We start from the raw sequence: 17,649 nt of genomic DNA, 5'->3' as shown, positions 1-17,649 counted from the left end.
CGTACGCCGACGCGTTCGCCCTCCGGACGTCCGCCGCCAGGCACGGCACCGCACCCGCATCATCGGACCCAACTGCCCCGGTCTGATCAGCCCCGGCAGGTCCAATGCCGGCAACATCCCCGGTGGCATCGCCGCCAAGCCCGGCCGCATCGGTCCCGTATCGAAATCGGGCACCCTCACCTGTCAACTCATGTACGAGCCGCGCGAGATAGGCTTCTCGTCCGCGGTCGGCATCGGCGGCGACCCGGTCGTCGGCACAAGCCATATCGACTGCCTCGCCGCCTTCGAGAACGACCCGGACACCGACCTCATCGTGCTCATCGGAGAGATCGGAGGTGACGCCGAGGAGCGCGCAGCAGCGGCGTACATCGCCGAGAACATCACCGAGCCCGTCGTCGGCTGTATCGCAGGCTTCACCGCCCTCGGGGGGCAGGACGATGGGCCATGCGGGTGCGATCGGCTCGGGCTCCAGCGGTACCGCCGAGGCCAAGCACCAAGGGCTCGAAGCGGCGGGCGTACGGGTCGGGTCGACGCCGACCGAGACCTCACGCCTCGTGCTCGCGTGTCGCGCCGAGTCCGAGGGATGAGAACTCTCACTCATTCAGCGGCAGTTGTGAGTAAGCCTGTTACTTACAGGTAACGCTTCGGGCGAATCTCATGGGGGCGGACCGGCGTGTGCGAGCCGGCCGCCCGCTCATTTCGTGATGGCCACCCTCCCGCCCCGATCGAGCGGAGACCACATCATGGCATCCACCCTCCTCCTCAAGCCGGGCACCGCCTGGTCCGACGCCTGGCAGCGCTGTATCGCCGCCGCGCCGGAATCCTTCCGCGACGACCGCGTCCTCAACCTCTGGGGTGCCCAGTGGCACGCCGACGGCCGGGCCCTGCCCGCCACCAGCCCGATCGACCTCAGCCCCATTGCCGGCCCGCCCCGCCTGGACTCGGCCACCGCCCAGCAGGCCGTACGCGCCTCGCTCGACCAGCACCGCGCCTGGCGGCACGTGCCCCTGCCCGAGCGCCGCGCCCGCGTCGCCGCGGCCCTCGACGCCCTGACCGAACAGCGCGAACTGCTCGCCCTGCTTCTCGTCTGGGAGATCGGCAAGCCCTGGCGGCTCGCCCAGGCCGACGTCGACCGTGCGATCGACGGAGTGCGCTGGTACGTCGAGGGCATCGAGCCCATGCTCGAGGGCCGCTCCCCGCTGGACGGCCCCGTCTCCAACATCGCCAGCTGGAACTACCCGATGTCCGTCCTGGTCCACGCCATGCTGGTGCAGGCCCTGGCCGGCAACGCGGTCATCGCCAAGACCCCGACCGACGGCGGCGTCGCCTGCCTCACCCTGGCCTGCGCGCTGGCGGCCCGCGAGGGCATCCCCGTCACCCTGGTCAGCGGCAGCGGCGGCGAACTGTCCGAGGCCCTGGTCCGCTCCCCGGAGATCGGCTGCGTCTCCTTCGTCGGCGGCCGCGACACCGGCGCCCGTATCGCCACCGCCGTCGCCGACCTCGGCAAGCGCCACATCCTGGAGCAGGAGGGCCTCAACACCTGGGGCATCTGGCACCACACCGACTGGCCGGCCCTGACCGCGGTGATCCCCAAGCTGTTCGACTACGGCAAGCAGCGCTGTACGGCGTACCCGCGCTTCGTCGTCCAGCGCGAGGCGTTCGCGGACTTCCTGGCCGCCTACCTCCCCGCCGTACGCGACATCCGCATCGGCCACCCCCTCGCGGTCGAGAACCCGGCAGACCCACTGCCCACCCTGGACTTCGGCCCGCTCATCAACGCCGCCAAGGCCAAGGAACTCGCCGACCAGGTGGCCGAGGCCATCGACCGCGGCGCCGTCCCGCTCCACCGGGGCTCGCTGACCGACGGCCACTTCCTCGAGGGCCAGGACACCTCCGCCTACCTCCCACCCGTCACCCTCCTCAACCCGCCCCCGTCCTCCCCGCTGCACCACGCGGAACCCTTCGGCCCGGTCGACACCATCGTCCTGGTCGACACGGAGGCGGAACTCCTCGCCGCGATGAACGCCTCCAACGGCGCCCTCGTCGCGACCCTGTCGACGGACGACCCGGCAACGTTCGAGCGCCTCGCCCCGCAGATCCGCGCCTTCAAGACCGGGCACGGCAAGCCGCGTTCCCGCGGCGACCGCGAGGAGTTGTTCGGCGGCTTCGGCGCGTCCTGGCGGGGCGCGTTCGTCGGCGGCGAACTGCTGGTCCGCGCGGTGACGGACGGCCCGGCGGGGGAGCGGCTGCCGGGCAACTTCCCCGAGTACCAGCTCAACGCGTAATACACAGTCCCCCTCTACGAGTACCTCTGCGCAATCCTCATGAGGTCCCTATCCGATGCCCTGGCGGTCGGGCTCCAGCGCGAAAGCGCGCTCGGCCGCCTCCGGCACGGTCCTCTCCACGGCCTGCACGAGCAGCGCCCGATGCCGCTTCAGCGGTTCCCGCCGCTCGGCAGGGACGAACCGCAGCAGATCGTCGATCCCGGCCACCATGCGCCGGGACACCTGCGGGCTCCCCACGGCGCACCCCCGGATCTCCGTGAACCCGAGATCGACGAGATCGCCCCACTCGGGCACGTCCTGCACCAGCCGAACCACCCCCTTGCTGTCCCGGTGGTGCACGGCTCCAAGAGGCCGGTTCGAGACCATCGCCAGGAACAGCACGATCCGGTCCAGGCACTGCACGGCGGTGGTCGGGTCGTTCACGGCCGGCGAGAGCGCCCGCAGCGCGATGTCGGACAGCTGCCGCAGCCCGAACCCGAGATCCTGGTGGAACGTACGCTCCACCCCGACCGACACGGTGGACCGCAGGGCCCACCGGACCGGCACGTGCCCCGGCTCCCCGTGCACGGCGATCACCGGCATCCCCGGCACCACGAAGTCCCCGATCCGGGGGATCAGCCGCAGTACGACCCCGCGGCGCCGCGCGATGCGTACCAGCCGCGCCACGTGCACATCCCGCAGCGTCCCGGACCGCCCTTGATGGTTCACCCTGGCGACCTCGGCGGCCAGCGGCTCCCCCTCCGCCGCCTGCACCGGCATCTTGGCCAGCACATGGAGCGACTCCTTGGTCACCCGCTCCACCACGGGTCCCACCTTCATCAGCTGCAGCGTCTGCGTCACATAGGCGATGAACAGCAGCAGGCTGAGCGCCACCATGAGCAGTGTCAGCGCGCTCTGCACCAGCGGGACTGATTTCACCAGCGCCGGATCACTCTCGCTGTCGTACGCCGTCAGCACCAGCAGCGACAGCAGGAACGTCGCCAGGAACACCGAGAAGGTGAGCTTGCTGATCCGGCTCCGGATGAAGATCCGTACGACACGGGGGCTGAAGTTCCCGGCGGCCATCTGCACGGCCACCAGCGAGATGCTGAAGACGACACCGATGAAGGTCATCATTGCCGCGCTGATCGTGGTGACGATCGTCTTCGCGTCCTCGGCGATCCCGGTGAGGTAGTGGACGTCGTCGTACTGCCCGGCCTCCTGGAGAGAGTCCAGGATCAGGGCGTCGAGAGAGTCGGCGGCCCACCACAGCACGCAGACGAGCACAAGTGCCAGGGTGGGCGCGAACCAGAAGGTGTCCCGCAGATGCTCACGCAGAGGGGAGAGCGCCCTGGGTCGTCGATAGCTGCCATCACTCACGCACCCGACGGTAGTCTCACGCAACGCATATGCACCGGTACACGCTGTGCGCACCCTGCTCCGGAGGTCCCTGCGCACCCCACTGACCACCGGATATGCAGGTGAGGGGCACCTCAAACCCCTGGTATTGTTGTCCATGTCGCCGCCGGGGATCACTCTCCGGTGCGACAACACCTGGTCCGGGTGGCGGAATGGCAGACGCGCTAGCTTGAGGTGCTAGTGCCCTTTATCGGGCGTGGGGGTTCAAGTCCCCCCTCGGACACCACCATTGACGATACGCAGATGAGGGCCTCGACCTGACGGTCGCGGTCCTCTTCTCGTGTTCATAACTGACGGTGATGCCTAGGGCTTCGTAGAGGGGGCCTTTCTTGTCGGTGTCGGCTGTCTGGATGCGCTGCGCAATATCTCCAAGGCTCTCAGCGATCTCCCGGATCTGCTGCGCGTCGAGTGGAGCTCCCTTCTTGCGAGTGGTGGTGGGAAGGGCGTCGAGCTTCTTTCGCGCCGCCTCTTTGTCCTTCTGTGCCTCGTTGATCCATTGGGTGACGACCAGGGGGTCGGCGCCGGCGTCGAGGGCGGCTTGATAGCGGGCGAGCCGTCGCTCGCAGTCCTTGATTGCTTGGCGTGCCTGCGTCTGCTCCGGTGTGTGAGTCTCTCCGGTGATCGCTGCGGCGCCGGCGAGGGCGAGCGCATCAATGGTGGCGGTGAGCCGGTCGGGGACGAAGGCCCGGGCGATCCACCGGTCCAGGGCCCGGCAGACGTCGTCTTCGCGCAGGTAGACGGTGCGCGGGTGGGTGAGGCCGGGGTAGAGGGCCTCCCGGAGGACGCCAACCACTCGGTGCGCGATCTGGTGAGCGACGTCTGGCTCGGCGGCTTCGCCCGCGCCCTGCACTACTGGGCGGCGCAAGCGATGTTCGTCTTCGCCCTGCTGCACCTGCTGCGGGTGTTCTTCCACGCCTCGTACAAGAAGCCGCGTGAGGGCAATTGGGTGCTGGGCGCCGCGATGTTCCTGCTCACCTTCCTCGCCGTGTTCACCGGCACCGTCCTGAAGTGGGACCAGGAGGGATACGAGGCACTGATCCACAACCTGGACGTGGCCGAGCTGCTCGGCGGGGCCGGGATCTGGTTCACCGGGGAGCTGACCGACCGGGTGCCGATTCTGCTGCGCCTGTACAGCGCGCATGTGGTGATCATTCCCGGTCTGGTCCTGCTGCTGTTCGTGTGGCACGCGCTGCTGGTCAAACGGCACCAGATCTCACCGCATCCCGAGATCCCGGTGCCCGAGGTGGAGACACTCGAGCCGTTCACCGCGCACCTGAAGCGGGTGGCCGCGTTCGGCCTGATGCTGCTGGGCGTGTTGCCGTCCTTGGCGTGCTCGTACCACCGGTCGTCGGCCCGACGCCGGTCGAGGAGATCGAGGTCACCCGCCCGCTGTGGATGTTCTGGTGGTTCTTCCCCATGGAGGAGTGCTTCGGGGTCGCCTCGATCGCGTACGTCATCGCAGGCGTGTTCGGGCTGATCTTCCTGGTGCCGTTCCTCGACCGGAGTCCCAAGCGGCGATGGCGCGAGCGCAAGCTCGCCCTCGGCGTGGCCGCCGTGCTGCTGCTCGCTCTTGTCGCCATCACGGTCCAGGTGTGGATGACCAGCCCGAAGGGACACTGATGGACACCCCTGCCGTACGGCGCGCACGACGGTGGTTCTGGATGCTCACCGCCACCGCGGTGCTCTTGATGGGCGCCCTGTCCCACGGGCTGCGGTCGGCTCCCGGCCCGACCACGGGGATGCTTGTCCTGGTGAGCTCCCTCGTGCTGGCCGCGTCAGTCGTCCAGGCGGCGCGGATCCTGACCGTACTTGCCGGCCACTGGCACCCACCACGGACTGACCGCCGCCTGCGGTGCCGGTCTCACACGCCGAAGGAGGGATGAGAGTGCGTCACCACACGGCACCGTCGGCTGGACGCAGTCAGCCAGTTCCCGCGATCACTACTGCCGTCGCAATCCGCGCGGCAACGAGGCCCTCGAGACGCGTGGTCTCGAGCACCTCACGCAGCGCGTCGTCACCGGCATCGGTGGTGCCGAGCAGCAGCTTGTCGCGCGGCGCGCCCGAAAGCACCGGGGTGTCGTGCTCGACGCAGCCGATGGCGGCCCGCCATACACGCTGTCGTCGCGGGTCGGCACTGTCATAGCAGCCTGGATTGCTGACACGCAAACGCGTGCACGCATCCCCCTTTACCTGGGGTACCGGGCCTACCTATCACGAACTTCCCTGTAGGAAAAGCCACTTGATGAGACTCCGCTTGTGGAAACCTTGTGCTCGAGCGCAAGGTCCCCCTAACGTGCTCGGCGTTCGGAGAAGTCGAACACCGCGTGGCCGGACCGCCGAATCCTGCCCCCGGCACGCGGCAGCACATCACCACACCGCCAGGCAGGAGCGGGGGACCCACTTGCGCCGTACGGGACAACGCGTACCCGGGCGGCTTGGGGTGAAGCCGTGAGAACCACGGCCGGGCGACTCTCCAGCCCGAACCCGACAGCTCACCTCGCAGGCGTTCGGAGTACGGAGCCACCTTGATATCTGCAGTCGGACGACGCCGCGTCCCACACCCCCGGACCGCCACCCGGAGTTCGTCAGCCGCGCCTTCGCCGTCGGGGCGACCCTCGCGCTGCCTTTCATCGGAACCGGCACCGCCAATGCTCTGGACGGTGACGGCGATACCCACACCGTCGCCTGCGGCGACTCTCGGTCCGCCATCGCGGAGGACCAGGCGTTGAGGGTGGCCGGCAGCAGCTCTATGAGGACAACAAGTCCGTCATGGGCGACGACCCGGACCTGCTGTCGATCGGACTGAAGCTGACGCCCGACGGCCCTTCCGACACCGATACCGGCACCACGACGGCGACCCAGGCATCGTACGGCTCGAACACGGAGGAGGCGGCCCCGACCGCCGTACTCCCGGCCGACGGCGGCACCCTGACCGCCGGCTTCGCAGACAGCGGCGACCTCCGATCCAGCGGCCGCACCGGCCAGGACTTCGCCGTGCCGTTCGGCACCACCGTAAGGGCAGCCACGGCGACACCGTGGTCTCGACGGGCCGGGACGACGCGTTCGGCTAGGAGCCCGTCATCAAGCACGACGACAGCGAGTACACGCAGTACGCGCACCTGCCCCTTCTCGATGTGTCATCGGGCGCCACCGTGGAGAAGGGCGAGCGCATCGCACTCTCCGGCGCCACCGGCAATGTCACCAGGCCCCACCTGCACTTCGAGCGGCGCGCCACGTCGCCGGCAGTACCTCCCCCGGCGGCGTGCTTGGCGAAGCCGTACTCGCTGCCCACTCGGCGGGCCCGGATATCAGCGGCTTCGTTGCGGGCGGAAAGGACGTTATCGATGGCTGCGCGCAGCCCCGATCGTTGTCGATGATCCAACTGCCGTCTCCCGACCGGGACGACACATGACCACATGCCGCAACCCCTTCAACGCCCCCTGTCCGATGAGCAGTTCGGAGCCTGCCGCCCTACCCGGCACGCAAGAGGAGACATAATGAGACCCTTCGCACTGAACTACGCCCGTCCCGCCGTGCGCCCGCCGACCGTGGTCCCTTACGCCTATGACCCCACGCGTCAATTGAACGTCCTGCCCGATGGGCGCCCGGCCATCGGCGACCGCGACCTGCTGCTGGCGTGCGGCACCACCACGTCCACCGCCGGTTCCCAAACGCACTTCGACGATTGATGGGCCTCATGACGGTGCTCGTACTGACCTGCGCAGAGGACGTGACCGCCGACATGGTGGTGTCCGCACTGCACGACATGGACGTCCCGGTCGTACGCCTGGACCCCGCCGATCTGCCCGGCCAGGCCGCTCTGTCCGTCGAATACGCCGAGGGTGACGTCCACGGGTACCTGTCGGCCGGTGGCCGTGTGATGAGCATGAGCGGACTGCGCTCGATATGGGTACGCAGACCCGGAAGGCCCGCCGCCCACGCCGCGCATCAGTCCGAATGGCTTACGACCGAGTCCTCACAGGCGCTGTACGGAACGCTGAACTGCACGGGTGTGCGCTGGATGAACCACCCTTCCGCGGCCGTGCAGGCCCGCTGGAAACCGTGGCAGCTGCGCGTCGCCCACCGGAGCGGCTTCGCGGTCCTCCCACGTTGATCACCACCTTTCCAAACGTTGCACGCGAGTTCGCAGCCCGGTACCGGGACCTCGTCGTGAAGCCGGTTTCGGGAGCGCATCCCAGCGACCCGCCGATGGCGCTACCCACCACCCGCATCGAGCCGGATGCAGACTTCGCAGGAGTGGCAGCCGGCCCCACCCTCCTTCAGCAGTGCGTACCCAAGCATGCGGACATCCGGCTTACCTGTGTCGGGGACGAGGTGTTCGCTGCCCGGAAGGCTGCTGACCCCGACCAGGTGGACGGGCGTTTCACCGACCACGGCGGTGCCTGGGCCCCGGCGGAGGTACCGCCCCGCATCACGGAGGCGGTCCGCGCCTACATGTCCCTCGCCCAACTCGCGTACGGCGCCTTCGATTTCGCCGAGGACGGCGACGGCACCTGGTGGTTCCTCGAGTGCAATCAGGGCGGGCAGTTCGGCTTCATCCAGCTGGATACGGGTCAGCCCATCGCCGAGAACGTCGCGGTCTGGCTGGCTGATACGCGAGCCTGACTCCGCGATCCTCGGGGGTGTCGGTCGGCGTGCCCACCGTGGCGAGTCATGGGTCACGCCGTGCACCTCACGCGAAGGGCGTTCTGGTGGGCGGAGCCCGGGGAGCGGATCAGCTCGCCCTGTGGAACTGCAGCCCCACTGCGGAACGCCGCTCAACCGCGCGGCCGGTGATGGCACGGCCCGTTCCCCGCACCTGAGGGGATGGCCCCAGGCATCCGAGGCCCACGGTGATCGCGGTCACCTGCCCCCGCGCCCGAGGGGGATGGTCCCCGCGTCGAGCAGGGCCAGGCATCTCGCCACGGGGCGGTCCGTCGCTGGCCGTAGTCTGTTCACAGATGTCCTGGCCTGCGACAACGGCCACAGAGGCTCCGCTCCCGCGTACTGGGGCGGAGCCTCTGCGCTGTGGAGGGGACGCCGCTGCGGGGGTGGATTCAGGACCCGTGCCTGAGCCGGCGCGATCGGTCACCGGCCCGCCGAGGCCGTCCTTCCCGGGCGCTTCTTGTGCTCGGCTGGTGTTTCCCGGCGCGCCGAAGGACACATCGGGCCGATTCCCAGAGAGTCGGTGGACCGGCTGCCGGTACTGCTGCCGCCCAGCTGTCCCCTTCAGCGGCCCGCTACCGGGCCAGGGTGAGCAGGACCCTCTCCAGCATCTGTCGCAGGGCCGCCCGGTCGGTCGTGTCCGGGCCGGGTCGCGTCACCCCGTCGTACGTGAGTCCCTCGGCGAAGGCGACCACGATCCGTCCGCCCTCTTCCGGATACGGGCTGCCGAGCGCCGTTGCCAGCAGCTGTGCCTGGCCGACGAAGCTCTCCCGGGCGCGGAGCAGCTCGGTGCCCAGCTCCCCTTCCGGGCGGCGCGCTGTCAGGAGGATGATCTCCAGTCGAGCGCGGGTGCGGTGAGGTGATCGACCCGCCACCGTACCGGTAGGCGTTGGTGACCAGCTCACTGACGATCAGCTCGGTGGTGAAGAGCATCTCCTCCAGTCCCCACTGGGCCAGTTGGGATGCCACCAGCGTCCGGGCCCGAGCGGTGGAGGTCGCCTCGACGGGCAGCTCCCACGTGGTCACTTTCTCCGCCGCCAGGACACGGGTACGGGCGACGAGCAGAGCGACGTCGTCGGCAACATCACCTCTGGGCCGGTGGTGCAGCAACGCCTCCTCAACCGCCCTGCACGTCTCCTCCGACGAGCGGGCGGGCACGGCCAACGCCCCGTAGAGATCGGCCAGACTCTGGTCGACGTCCCGCTTTCGGCCCCGGATGAGGCAGTCCGTGTAGAGCGCCAGAAGGCTGCCTTCGGCCAGTTCCAGCACCGCCTCTCTGCGGGATCTGGAACAGGGCTCGCCGGTGGAAAGCATCGTGGCCGCAGCCGCTGGATCACCCGGTACACCGTCGCGGGCGAACGGCCGAACAACGGCGCCAACTTGCAGGTCGACGAACTGTCCCCGCAGTACTCGGCAGGTAGCCGGTCTACCGCCGAAAACGGAGCTGGCGGTCTGTTCCTCAGAGGTGCCGCGGGCGGGACGGCAGGCGCAGCTGTGTGGCATCAGTCAGTATCGAGGCCGTCGATCAGACGGTTGAGGAACCGGGTGAAGGTGGCGTCGGGAGTGAGGGGGCGTCCGGGAGCGGAAAGGGCTTCGGCGAGTTCCGGGTGGCAGCCGTCGGCGGCGACAGTGGCGAGGTAGCGGCCCTCGGCTGCGGCTCGGTCCGGTGATCGTGAGACTGCGGCCTGCGCGATCTCATGGGCAACGTGCCCGGCCACGAATGCGGTGATCTGGGCGAAGATCTCTAGCTTCGCCGCACCGTCCAGCCCGGTGGGCCGCAGGACGGCGAGCACGTGTTCCAGGAAGGCCAGCGTGTTGGGGCCCGGAACGCGACGGGTGGACAAGGCGACGGGCAGCCAAGGGTGGCGCAGCATGTGGGCGCGCTGCAGGCGGGCCACGGTCTTCAGATCGGCACGCCAGTCGCCGCTGGGTGGGTTCGTGACCGTGAGTTCGCCGCTGACGTGGTCGACCATCAGTTCCAGCAGCGTCTCCTTGTCAGGGGCGTAGCTGTAGAGCGACATGACGCCCGCTCCGACCTCGGCGGCGACCCGTCGCATGGTGACGGCGTCGAGTCCTTCTGTGTCCGCCAGAGTGACGGCTGCCGCGGTGATCGCCTCCCGGCTGAAGGAGGGCCTGCGGCCCCTGCGGGGCTCGGTGGGACGCAGCCAGAGCTGTTCGGGGTCGACGCTCTCGGCAGCGGACTTTCCGTCACTGGGCACGGCCTCGCGCTCCTTCCTCTGGTTGGTGAGGCGGCTCTTGCCAAGGTCATCCAAGCATCCTCTATTCTCGTACAACGTACGAGAATAGAGGAGGGGAACGATGCCATCACGCACGCCCGATGCCGTAGCCGGACCGGCCTGGGTGCCACCCGCCGGAAAGCCGCCGCTTTCCTCACGGATGATGAGGGCGGCCTGGCGAGGTCTGCCGGCGAAACGGCACGAGGTCGGATGGGAGCCGGGGCTGGTGGTGCCGGCCGCCGACGGCAGTCCGTTGCTCACTGACCACTTCTTTCCGCGTGCCCACAGCGACTTCCCCACCCTCCTGGTCCGCTCGCCTTATGGCCGGGGCCTGCCGTGGTCACCCCAGTACGGCATGCTCTTCGCCGAACAGGGCTTCCACGTGGTCCTGCAGAGCTGCCGCGGCACCGGCGGTTCGGGCGGCGTGTTCGATCTGTGGCGCAACGAGGCCGCCGACGGCAAGGCCGCGGTGTCCTGGCTGCGCGATCAACCCTGGTTCAACGGAACACTGGGGACCGTCGGCCCCAGTTACCTGGGCTACGTGCAATGGGCCCTCGCTTTGGACCCACCGCCAGAACTGAAGGCAATGGTGGTGCAAGTAGGGCTGCACGATCCCTGCGCCCTGTTCCACGCAGACGGTGTGCTGCGCCTGGAGAACGCCCTCGCCGTGGGCGTGGGCATGAACTACCAGCACCAGGGCATGGCACCGTTCCTCAAGGCGACACTGCGCCTGCAGCGCCGCCTGCGCGCCGTCACCACCGCGCAGCCCCTGCGTGGGGCATACGTGTCAGCCTTCGGCAGCGAACTGCCTTGGTTGGACGATGTGATGACACACCCGGACGCCAAGGACGCCTACTGGGGCGGCGCGTCGTTGGCGAAGTCTGCGGAGCGGCTCCGCGTGCCCACGGCTCTGATCACCGGATGGCACGACGCACTGGTCGACCAGACCTTCGAGCAGTACGACCGGCTGCGCCAGGCCGGATGTGAGACCGCCCTGCTCGTCGGACCCTGGACGCACACTTCGGCCCTGCAGCAAGGATGGCCCGAGGTATTCGCCGAAAGCGTCGCGTGGCTGCGCGCCCACCTGTACGGCGATCCCTCCGGCCTGCGTCCCACCGCGGTGCGGGTGCACATCGGCGGCGAAAACACCTGGCGGGACCTCGACGACTGGCCGCCAGCCGCGGCTGCCACCTCGTGGTACCCCATCTCCGGCGGGCATCTCACCCAGCAGGCCCCCGCAGACTCCGCACCCGTGACGGCGTTCCGCTACGACCCGGTCGACCCCACCCCCTCCATCGGCGGCCCGCTGCTCTCCCGCACCGCCGGTCCCCGGGACAACGGCACCCTGGAGGCCCGAGACGATGTCCTGACATTCACCGGCCCACCACTGACCGAGCCCATGGACATCCTGGGCCCCGTCTCCGCACGGCTGAGCATCTCCACGGACACCGGACACGCCGATGTCTTCACCCGCCTGTGCGACGTGGACCCACAAGGCCGCTCCGTCAACATCTGTGACGGGTTCGGCCGACTCCGGACGGCCGAACAGGCGCCCTCGCAGGTCACCGTGCCGATGAGCTCCACCGCCCACCGCTTCCCCGTCGGCCACCGCATACGCTGGCAGATCAGCGGAGGCGCCCACCCACGCTACGCCCGCAATCCCGGCACCGGTGAATCGCCGGTGGACGCCACCACCTTCACACCGGTACGCATCACGCTCCACACGGACTCGGCACTGGTACTTCCCAGCAGTTCTGGGCTCGCGTAATTCGTCAGCCCTCCGGGGAACGATCGACGAGCCGGGCCGTTCGGCCCGGCTCACTCCTCCAGCACTCTTCACCGGCCAGGTCAACCAAATCAGGGTTACGCAGCGGCCACGGGGGCCACGATTCACTTCGACACGCTGAACTTGACAGAGAAGTCGTCGCTCACCGCCTCGCGCAGGGCGTGCAGGGGCAGGACCTGTGAGGCGGGCCAGGTGCCGGCCAGCGTGCTCTTCCTGCGCCGGATGCGCCGATGAGGACCACCAGGCAGCTTTCTGGCAGGTCCGGGTAGGTCAGCGAAGTCATGCGAGGTCCTTAAGAATGTTGGCGGTTCGGGAGGACCTGAAGCTTCCCCTTGATGTTGGACACCTGGAGACCGGGACGTGAGGTTCCAGAGGAAGCAGTGCCGGGTGGGAAGCAAGAGCAACCGCAGCAGGCGGTACACGGAGGAGTTCAAGCGCGACGCGGTCGCGCTGGTCCGGTCCTCCGGGAAGACCGTCACCGAGGTGGCCCGGGAGATCGGGGTCAGTGCCGAGGGGCTGCGGAACTGGGTCAGGCAGGACACGATCGACCGCGGGCAGGGGGCGTCGGGCGAGCTGACGAGCGCGGGGCGGGAAGAGCTGCGTCGGCTGCGTCGGCAGAACCGTGAGCAGGCCGAGACGATCGAGGTGCTGCGAAAAGGGGCGGTCTTCTTCGCGAAGGAGAGCGATCGATGAGCGCGGTTTACGCGTTCATCGAGGTGGAGAAGACCACCCACAATGTTGCTCTGCTGTGTCGGCTGCTGAAGGTGGCCCGGTCCTCCTTCTACGCCTGGTCGGCCGGCGGGCAGGCCCGCGCCGCCCGCCGGGCCGCCGACGACGTCCTGGCCCACGAGATCACCGTGTTGCACATCGCCTCCCGGTGCACCTACGGGGTGCCGCGTATCCATGCCGAGTTGCGCAGGCTGGACCGGCGGGTCAACCGCAAGCGGGTGGAGCGGATCATGCGTGAGCGCGACATCGCCGGGGTCACCCGGCGCAAGCGCCGGTCGCTGACCCGTCCGGCGAACAGGGCGGTGCCCGCCGCGGACCTGATCGGCCGCGACTTCACGGCCGACGCCCCGGGCCGGAAACTGGTCGGTGACATCACCTACGTCCCCACCGACGAGGGCCGGCTGTATCTGGCGACCTGGCTGGACCTGGCCACCCGCGAGATCGTCGGCTACTCGATGGCCGATCACCACCGCGCGTCCCTGGTGGTCGACGCGCTGACGATGGCCGCCGGACGCGGCCGGTTCCAGCCCGGCTGCATCGTGCACCCGGACCGCGGAGCGGAGTACACCTCTGACGAACTCCGCCGGGAAATAAGCAGGTTGGGGCTACGGCAGAGCATGGGCCGAACCGGCTCGTGCTATGACAATGCCGCCGCCGAGAGCTTCTTCGCACTGCTCAAAGAGGAGATCGGCACCCGCCGCCGGCCCGACCGGACCACTGCCCGCGCGGACATCTTCGCCTTCATCGAGACCTTCTACAACCGCAGACGACTGCGGAAGCATCCGGCCTGGGGGTACCTCACCCCGCTGGAGATCCGACAACGACACAAGCAAGAACACGCCCTCGCAGCGTAAGCAACGAGTGTCCAGCATCACGGGGAAAGTTCACTGGCGGCCGCACCGCCGGATGGGACAGCCACACCGGCAGGTGGACCTCTCTGCCGACGGCACTCCCCTTGGGGGTATGTCCCGGAATGTGTTCTTCGTCGGATGGTGGTTTGCTGCTCGATGGCGGCGGCGGACCGGCTTTCAGGCCGGCGCCTGGCCGTGTCCATCCGCAAGGCTCAAGGAGGAGTCCCGCATGTCCGTCTACACCCCCCAGCAGATCAGCCAGCCCCAGACCCAGCAGCCGTACAACCAGCAGCAGCCCTGGGGGCAGCAGGGCCAGGGCCAGCAGCAGTTCGGCCAGCAGCAGTTCGGCCAGCAGATCGCCGGGTCGCAGCAGCAGATCGCGCAGGTGGTTCAGCAGTCGATCCAGCAGGCCTGCCAGCAGGCGAGCCAGCAGGTGGCGCAGCGCATGCAGCAGACGCTGCAGCAGATCCAGCAGGTTCAGCAGCAGCTGCAGCAGCAGGGCTTGGCCCACCATGCGCACCCGTACCTGGCTGTGGCGCTGCACCACACCCTGCTTCAGGGCGTGCGGAGCGCTGTGGAGCAGTCCGTGCAGCAGGCGCTGCCTATCGCGATCCTGACGCTGGTGCAGCAGAGCCAGCAGAGCCAGCAGAGCCAGCAGAGCCAGCAGGGCCAGCAGGGCCAGCAGGGCCAGCAGCAGTTCGGTCAGTTCCCCGGCCAGCAGCCACAGGGCCAGATGGGACAGGGCGGCCAGTTCCCGGGGTTTGGCCAGGGGCAGGGCATGTTCGGGCAGCAGCCGCAGTTCGGGCAGCTGTCGCCTCTGGGCATGTAACGACCCCGGCCGGGCGGCGATGCGCCGCAGTGACGGGCGGCGTGGTGGGGGCGAGGTGCCGCCCCCGCCACGCAGCAGCTTTCGAGACGTGATGTGACAAGTGAAGCAGCCCTTGAGTGTGAGATGGCGGTTGGGTGATGAGTGAGCAAGGCGGCGGTGTGAAGCCGGGCAACGGCGGTAACGGCAAGGGCAAGGCCCAGGCGCAGAAGGCCGCGGCGGAGCAGACCGGCGAGGCCGCGGGCGGTACGGGTGAGCCGGCCGGACGCCTCGGCGGGGAGGCACAGGCGCTCGGATATACCCAGGGCCGGGGGGGTAGGGCGGGGTGGGGCCGGTATCTGGTGGCGCCGCGCCCGATGGGCATGCTGGGCGGCGGGGTGCCACCGATCGAAGCGGCCGCGCTGTTCGCCCTGCTGGAGGAAGACCCCGAGGTGGAACCGGTGGCACAGCTGCGCCCGTCCCGTCCCCAGGGCTTGGGGGCGATCACGGAGCCGCATCCGGCCTGCCCTCCTGTCGCGGTGGTCGCGATGTCCGAGCAGCGGGCCCGCGCTTTGGCGGCGAACCCGCAGGTGGTCGTGGAGGCCGACCAGCCCCTCGCCTACACCCCCACCCCACCGATCAGCACCGGCATGGGCACTGCGGTGCCGGTGGTGGACCCGATGCTCACCATCACCCTGGAGGAGCCCGGAACGGTCAGGCTGCGGGTGGTGGGCGGTGACGGTCAGGCGGTGGCCGGGGCGCACGTGTGGGCGATCGGCAGCAGTATTCCGGTGCACGGGGTCACGGACCGCGACGGGCGGGTGAGCCTGACGCTGGCGGCGGACACGCCGGAGACCCTCCAGGGGCTGTATGTGCGGCCCGTCAGCGGCTACTGGCCGCTGCGGACCGGCCGCCCCGATCTCACCGAGGACGGGGAGGCGGTGGTGGAGGTACAGGCCCTGGCGGAGACGTTCGAGGGCTCCCCCGGCCGGGCGCTGACGGGCTGGGGGACGCAGGCGATGCGGCTGCACCAGATCCCCCCGACCTACCGCGGACACGGCATCAAGGTCGCCCTCATCGACTCCGGAGTGAACACCGACCACCCCGACCTCAAAGAGAGCGTCCGGCACGGCCACGACCTCACCACCGTCGGCGGTGGGGACGGCACGTGGAACGTGGATATCACCGGTCACGGCACCTGGTGCGCGGGAGTGATTGCGGCGGCTGACAACCGCACCGGCATCACCGGGATCGCGTCGGAGGCCGAGCTCCACGCGCTGAAACTGTTCCCCGGCGGGCACGTCAGCGACCTGCTCCGCGCGGTCGACTACTGCGTCACGCATGACATCGACATCGCCCAGATCAACCTCGCCTACGCGTTTCCGTCGCAGCTCATGGCATGGAAACTGCTGGACGCGCACGCGGCCGGGATCACGGTCATCGCCCCCGCCGGCGACACCGCCGGCCCCCTCACCCAGCCCGCCGCCCTGCCCGGGGTCCTCGCGGTGGGAGCACTCGCACACACCGGCACCTACCCGTCCACCGCCCCTCTCGCGGCGGTGCAGCCGCCGTGGCCCGGACCCTATCCGGCGCCGTTCACCCCCACCTGGCCGGGGGTGGACCTGGTCGCACCCGGCGCGGCGGTCATCACCACCGCACTGGGAGACGGTTACACCCCGGCCGACGGCACCGCAGTCGCCGCCGCCCACGTCACCGGACTCGCCGCCCTGCTCCTCGCCCACCACGACCATCTGCGCACCCAGGTCATGCCCCGCATCCCGGCCCGCGCCGACCACCTGTACACCCTGCTGCGCACCGCCTGCCGCCCCCTGCCGGGCGCTGATCCGGCCCGCATGGGTGCCGGGATCGCGGATGCCCCCACCGCCCTCGGCATCCCCCACGCCTGGCAGCAGCAGGACTACCGCACCGAACAGGCCCACGCGGCAGCCGGACCCTACCCCCGCAGCTGAACACAGCGCGCAGGAATTCCGTCCCCCGGTGGCGAAGCGCCGGGGGACGGAACCCGACAGCCGGCAAAGAACACCCAGGGGTGTCAGCCGAACAGATTCCGGACACCGATCGTGCGCACCCGCATCCACCGGGCCCGGCTCGCAGACAGCCGCCCGCCCAAAGCAGCAACCGACGCCTCCCCGGAGGGTCGCTGCCAGTCGTCGCGGCCCGCCCTTCTGATACGGAGAGAGGAGCCCGGGCGTGCCCCGATGCGTATGGGCATCACCTCGGCATCCCCGGGGCGGGGTGTGTCACACGTGTCCTCCAGCCCGTGGCGGTGGTTTGCTGCGCACAGCGGCGGACCTGCTCCCGGCCCGCCGCCTTTCCGTAGTCCAGGGCTGGGCATCGTCCCCGGCCTTGCGATGCGGCACCGCCGGGCCACCGCACGGGCTCTGACCGCGGCCGGGTTCACCCCCGCCACCACCCAGGAATACCTGCTCGGTAACCTCACCGCCCCCCAAGGCTCCGACACAAGCTGACCGGTCCACGTGGCCAGGGCGCCAGCACAGGCCTCACGGGCCTTCCTCGCACTGCACCCTGATCAATCTCAGCGCTAATTCCTGTACGCCAACTACTACCGACGCGAATTGCATCGGATGCGAATAGGCGACACCCGACCTGGAGGTCACCCCCGAACGGCGGGTCGAGCGGTCCCACCAGGGACGTTGACCTCGGCATCGCGCGGAACCACGATAGTCGTCGCGGCGGCGCCTTTGCGGGTGCGTCACGCCATCGGGCGATTGACCTGCGAAGACGCCCCCGGGTCGCATCTGATGCGAAATTCTCGCATCAAATGCGATAGACGGAGAGTGAGCGTGGGTGGGTGGGGACGGTCTCGTGCCGGGATCTAGTTCGACTGCACCTGGTGGTCGGCCCTCCCGGG

17 protein-coding genes, 1 tRNA gene, 3 pseudogenes and 1 riboswitch are annotated in these 17,649 nt (G+C 69.3%); of the genes and pseudogenes, 14 read left to right on the top strand and 7 right to left on the bottom strand.

Annotation, left to right across the window (positions count from 1 at the left end; genetic code table 11):
- Nucleotides 1-46 precede the first annotated feature (46 nt).
- Together OHS70_RS05565 and OHS70_RS05560 are read left to right on the top strand one after the other, a co-directional pair.
- Nucleotides 47-587: pseudogene (locus OHS70_RS05565) on the top strand (succinate--CoA ligase subunit alpha); the annotation flags it as partial.
- 156 nt (nt 588-743) lie between these two features.
- Nucleotides 744-2,285 carry an aldehyde dehydrogenase family protein gene (locus OHS70_RS05560; protein ID WP_328394246.1) on the top strand — a complete coding sequence of 514 codons (1,542 nt, stop codon included), beginning with the start codon at nt 744-746 and terminating at the stop codon, nt 2,283-2,285.
- Between the two features lie 48 nt (nt 2,286-2,333).
- Here the strand turns inward: OHS70_RS05560 and OHS70_RS05555 are convergent, their stop codons facing one another.
- Entirely contained in the window at nt 2,334-3,644 is a 1,311-nt protein-coding gene (locus OHS70_RS05555) for a DUF2254 domain-containing protein (protein WP_328394244.1), read from the bottom strand.
- 177 nt (nt 3,645-3,821) lie between these two features.
- Here OHS70_RS05555 and OHS70_RS05550 point away from each other — a divergent pair.
- A tRNA-Leu gene (locus OHS70_RS05550) sits at nt 3,822-3,909 on the top strand.
- Here the strand turns inward: OHS70_RS05550 and OHS70_RS05545 are convergent.
- Nucleotides 3,871-4,476: a hypothetical protein gene (locus OHS70_RS05545; protein ID WP_328394242.1), complete on the bottom strand. Its 606-nt coding sequence runs from the start codon at nt 4,474-4,476 to the stop codon at nt 3,871-3,873. The genes OHS70_RS05550 and OHS70_RS05545 overlap by 39 nt on opposite strands.
- A gap of 3 nt (nt 4,477-4,479) precedes the next feature.
- On the opposite strand from OHS70_RS05545, the gene OHS70_RS05540 reads away from it, so the two are divergent.
- The gene (locus tag OHS70_RS05540) at nt 4,480-5,160 is read left to right on the top strand and encodes a cytochrome b N-terminal domain-containing protein (RefSeq protein WP_328394240.1); all 681 of its coding nucleotides are present in this window, start codon (nt 4,480-4,482) and stop codon (nt 5,158-5,160) included.
- Entirely contained in the window at nt 5,148-5,303 is a 156-nt protein-coding gene (locus OHS70_RS05535; RefSeq protein ID WP_328394238.1) for a hypothetical protein, read from the top strand. The genes OHS70_RS05540 and OHS70_RS05535 overlap by 13 nt, the downstream gene beginning before the upstream one ends.
- A gap of 300 nt (nt 5,304-5,603) precedes the next feature.
- Here the strand turns inward: OHS70_RS05535 and OHS70_RS05530 are convergent, their stop codons facing one another.
- Both OHS70_RS05530 and OHS70_RS05525 read right to left on the bottom strand, forming a co-directional pair.
- Entirely contained in the window at nt 5,604-5,849 is a 246-nt protein-coding gene (locus OHS70_RS05530) for a hypothetical protein (protein ID WP_328406187.1), read from the bottom strand.
- 200 nt (nt 5,850-6,049) lie between these two features.
- A riboswitch (cyclic di-AMP (ydaO/yuaA leader) is annotated at nt 6,050-6,205 on the top strand.
- A 225-nt stretch (nt 6,206-6,430) separates the two neighbouring features.
- Nucleotides 6,431-6,802, bottom strand: coding sequence for a hypothetical protein (locus OHS70_RS05525; RefSeq protein WP_328394236.1), 372 nt, complete (start codon nt 6,800-6,802; stop codon nt 6,431-6,433).
- A gap of 15 nt (nt 6,803-6,817) precedes the next feature.
- Between OHS70_RS05525 and OHS70_RS39010 the strand changes: the two genes are divergently transcribed.
- The 3 genes and pseudogenes from OHS70_RS39010 to tgmB all read left to right on the top strand — a co-directional run bounded on the left by OHS70_RS39010 (nt 6,818) and on the right by tgmB (nt 8,309).
- Complete coding sequence (locus tag OHS70_RS39010) at nt 6,818-7,060, top strand: M23 family metallopeptidase (protein ID WP_443062567.1); 243 nt, start codon at nt 6,818-6,820, stop codon at nt 7,058-7,060.
- 120 nt (nt 7,061-7,180) lie between these two features.
- Nucleotides 7,181-7,372, top strand: coding sequence for a putative ATP-grasp-modified RiPP (gene tgmA / locus OHS70_RS05520; RefSeq protein ID WP_328394234.1), 192 nt, complete (start codon nt 7,181-7,183; stop codon nt 7,370-7,372).
- An 8-nt stretch (nt 7,373-7,380) separates the two neighbouring features.
- Nucleotides 7,381-8,309: pseudogene (gene tgmB, locus OHS70_RS05515) on the top strand (ATP-grasp ribosomal peptide maturase).
- A gap of 614 nt (nt 8,310-8,923) precedes the next feature.
- Here tgmB and OHS70_RS05510 read toward each other — a convergent pair.
- Nucleotides 8,924-9,223 carry a hypothetical protein gene (locus OHS70_RS05510; protein WP_328394232.1) on the bottom strand — a complete coding sequence of 100 codons (300 nt, stop codon included), beginning with the start codon at nt 9,221-9,223 and terminating at the stop codon, nt 8,924-8,926.
- A gap of 17 nt (nt 9,224-9,240) precedes the next feature.
- Here OHS70_RS05510 and OHS70_RS05505 point away from each other — a divergent pair, with 17 nt between their 5' ends.
- Nucleotides 9,241-9,522, top strand: a complete 282-nt coding sequence (locus OHS70_RS05505) for a hypothetical protein (RefSeq protein ID WP_328394229.1) — start codon at nt 9,241-9,243, stop codon at nt 9,520-9,522.
- Here OHS70_RS05505 and OHS70_RS05500 read toward each other — a convergent pair.
- Together OHS70_RS05500 and OHS70_RS05495 are read right to left on the bottom strand one after the other, a co-directional pair.
- Nucleotides 9,456-9,662: pseudogene (locus tag OHS70_RS05500) on the bottom strand (hypothetical protein); the annotation flags it as partial. The gene OHS70_RS05505 and the pseudogene OHS70_RS05500 sit on opposite strands and share 67 nt — an antisense overlap.
- A gap of 188 nt (nt 9,663-9,850) precedes the next feature.
- On the bottom strand, nt 9,851-10,567 hold the full coding sequence (locus OHS70_RS05495; protein ID WP_328394227.1) for a TetR/AcrR family transcriptional regulator: 717 nt from the start codon (nt 10,565-10,567) through the stop codon (nt 9,851-9,853).
- 100 nt (nt 10,568-10,667) lie between these two features.
- On the opposite strand from OHS70_RS05495, the gene OHS70_RS05490 reads away from it, so the two are divergent.
- The 5 genes from OHS70_RS05490 (at nt 10,668) to OHS70_RS05470 (ending at nt 16,726) form a co-directional block, all read left to right on the top strand.
- Nucleotides 10,668-12,353 carry a CocE/NonD family hydrolase gene (locus OHS70_RS05490; RefSeq protein ID WP_443062566.1) on the top strand — a complete coding sequence of 562 codons (1,686 nt, stop codon included), beginning with the start codon at nt 10,668-10,670 and terminating at the stop codon, nt 12,351-12,353.
- A 405-nt stretch (nt 12,354-12,758) separates the two neighbouring features.
- Nucleotides 12,759-13,064 (top strand): transposase, encoded by a 306-nt coding sequence (locus OHS70_RS05485; protein ID WP_328394125.1) that lies wholly within the window; start codon nt 12,759-12,761, stop codon nt 13,062-13,064.
- Nucleotides 13,061-13,954, top strand: a complete 894-nt coding sequence (locus OHS70_RS05480; protein ID WP_328394225.1) for an IS3 family transposase — start codon at nt 13,061-13,063, stop codon at nt 13,952-13,954. Before OHS70_RS05485 ends, OHS70_RS05480 begins: the two co-directional genes overlap by 4 nt.
- Before the next feature lie 226 nt (nt 13,955-14,180).
- A complete protein-coding gene (locus OHS70_RS05475; RefSeq protein ID WP_328394223.1) occupies nt 14,181-14,780 on the top strand; it encodes a hypothetical protein in 600 nt (199 codons plus the stop codon).
- Nucleotides 14,781-14,917: 137 nt separating this feature from the next.
- Nucleotides 14,918-16,726, top strand: coding sequence for a S8 family serine peptidase (locus tag OHS70_RS05470; RefSeq protein ID WP_328394221.1), 1,809 nt, complete (start codon nt 14,918-14,920; stop codon nt 16,724-16,726).
- Nucleotides 16,727-17,649: the final 923 nt, after the last annotated feature.

The organism is Streptomyces sp. NBC_00390, assembly GCF_036057275.1.
Taxonomy (GTDB): Bacteria; Actinomycetota; Actinomycetes; order Streptomycetales; family Streptomycetaceae; genus Streptomyces.
The sequence above is the reverse complement of the archived record's forward strand: the minus strand, read 5'-3'. Positions and strand labels throughout refer to the sequence as shown.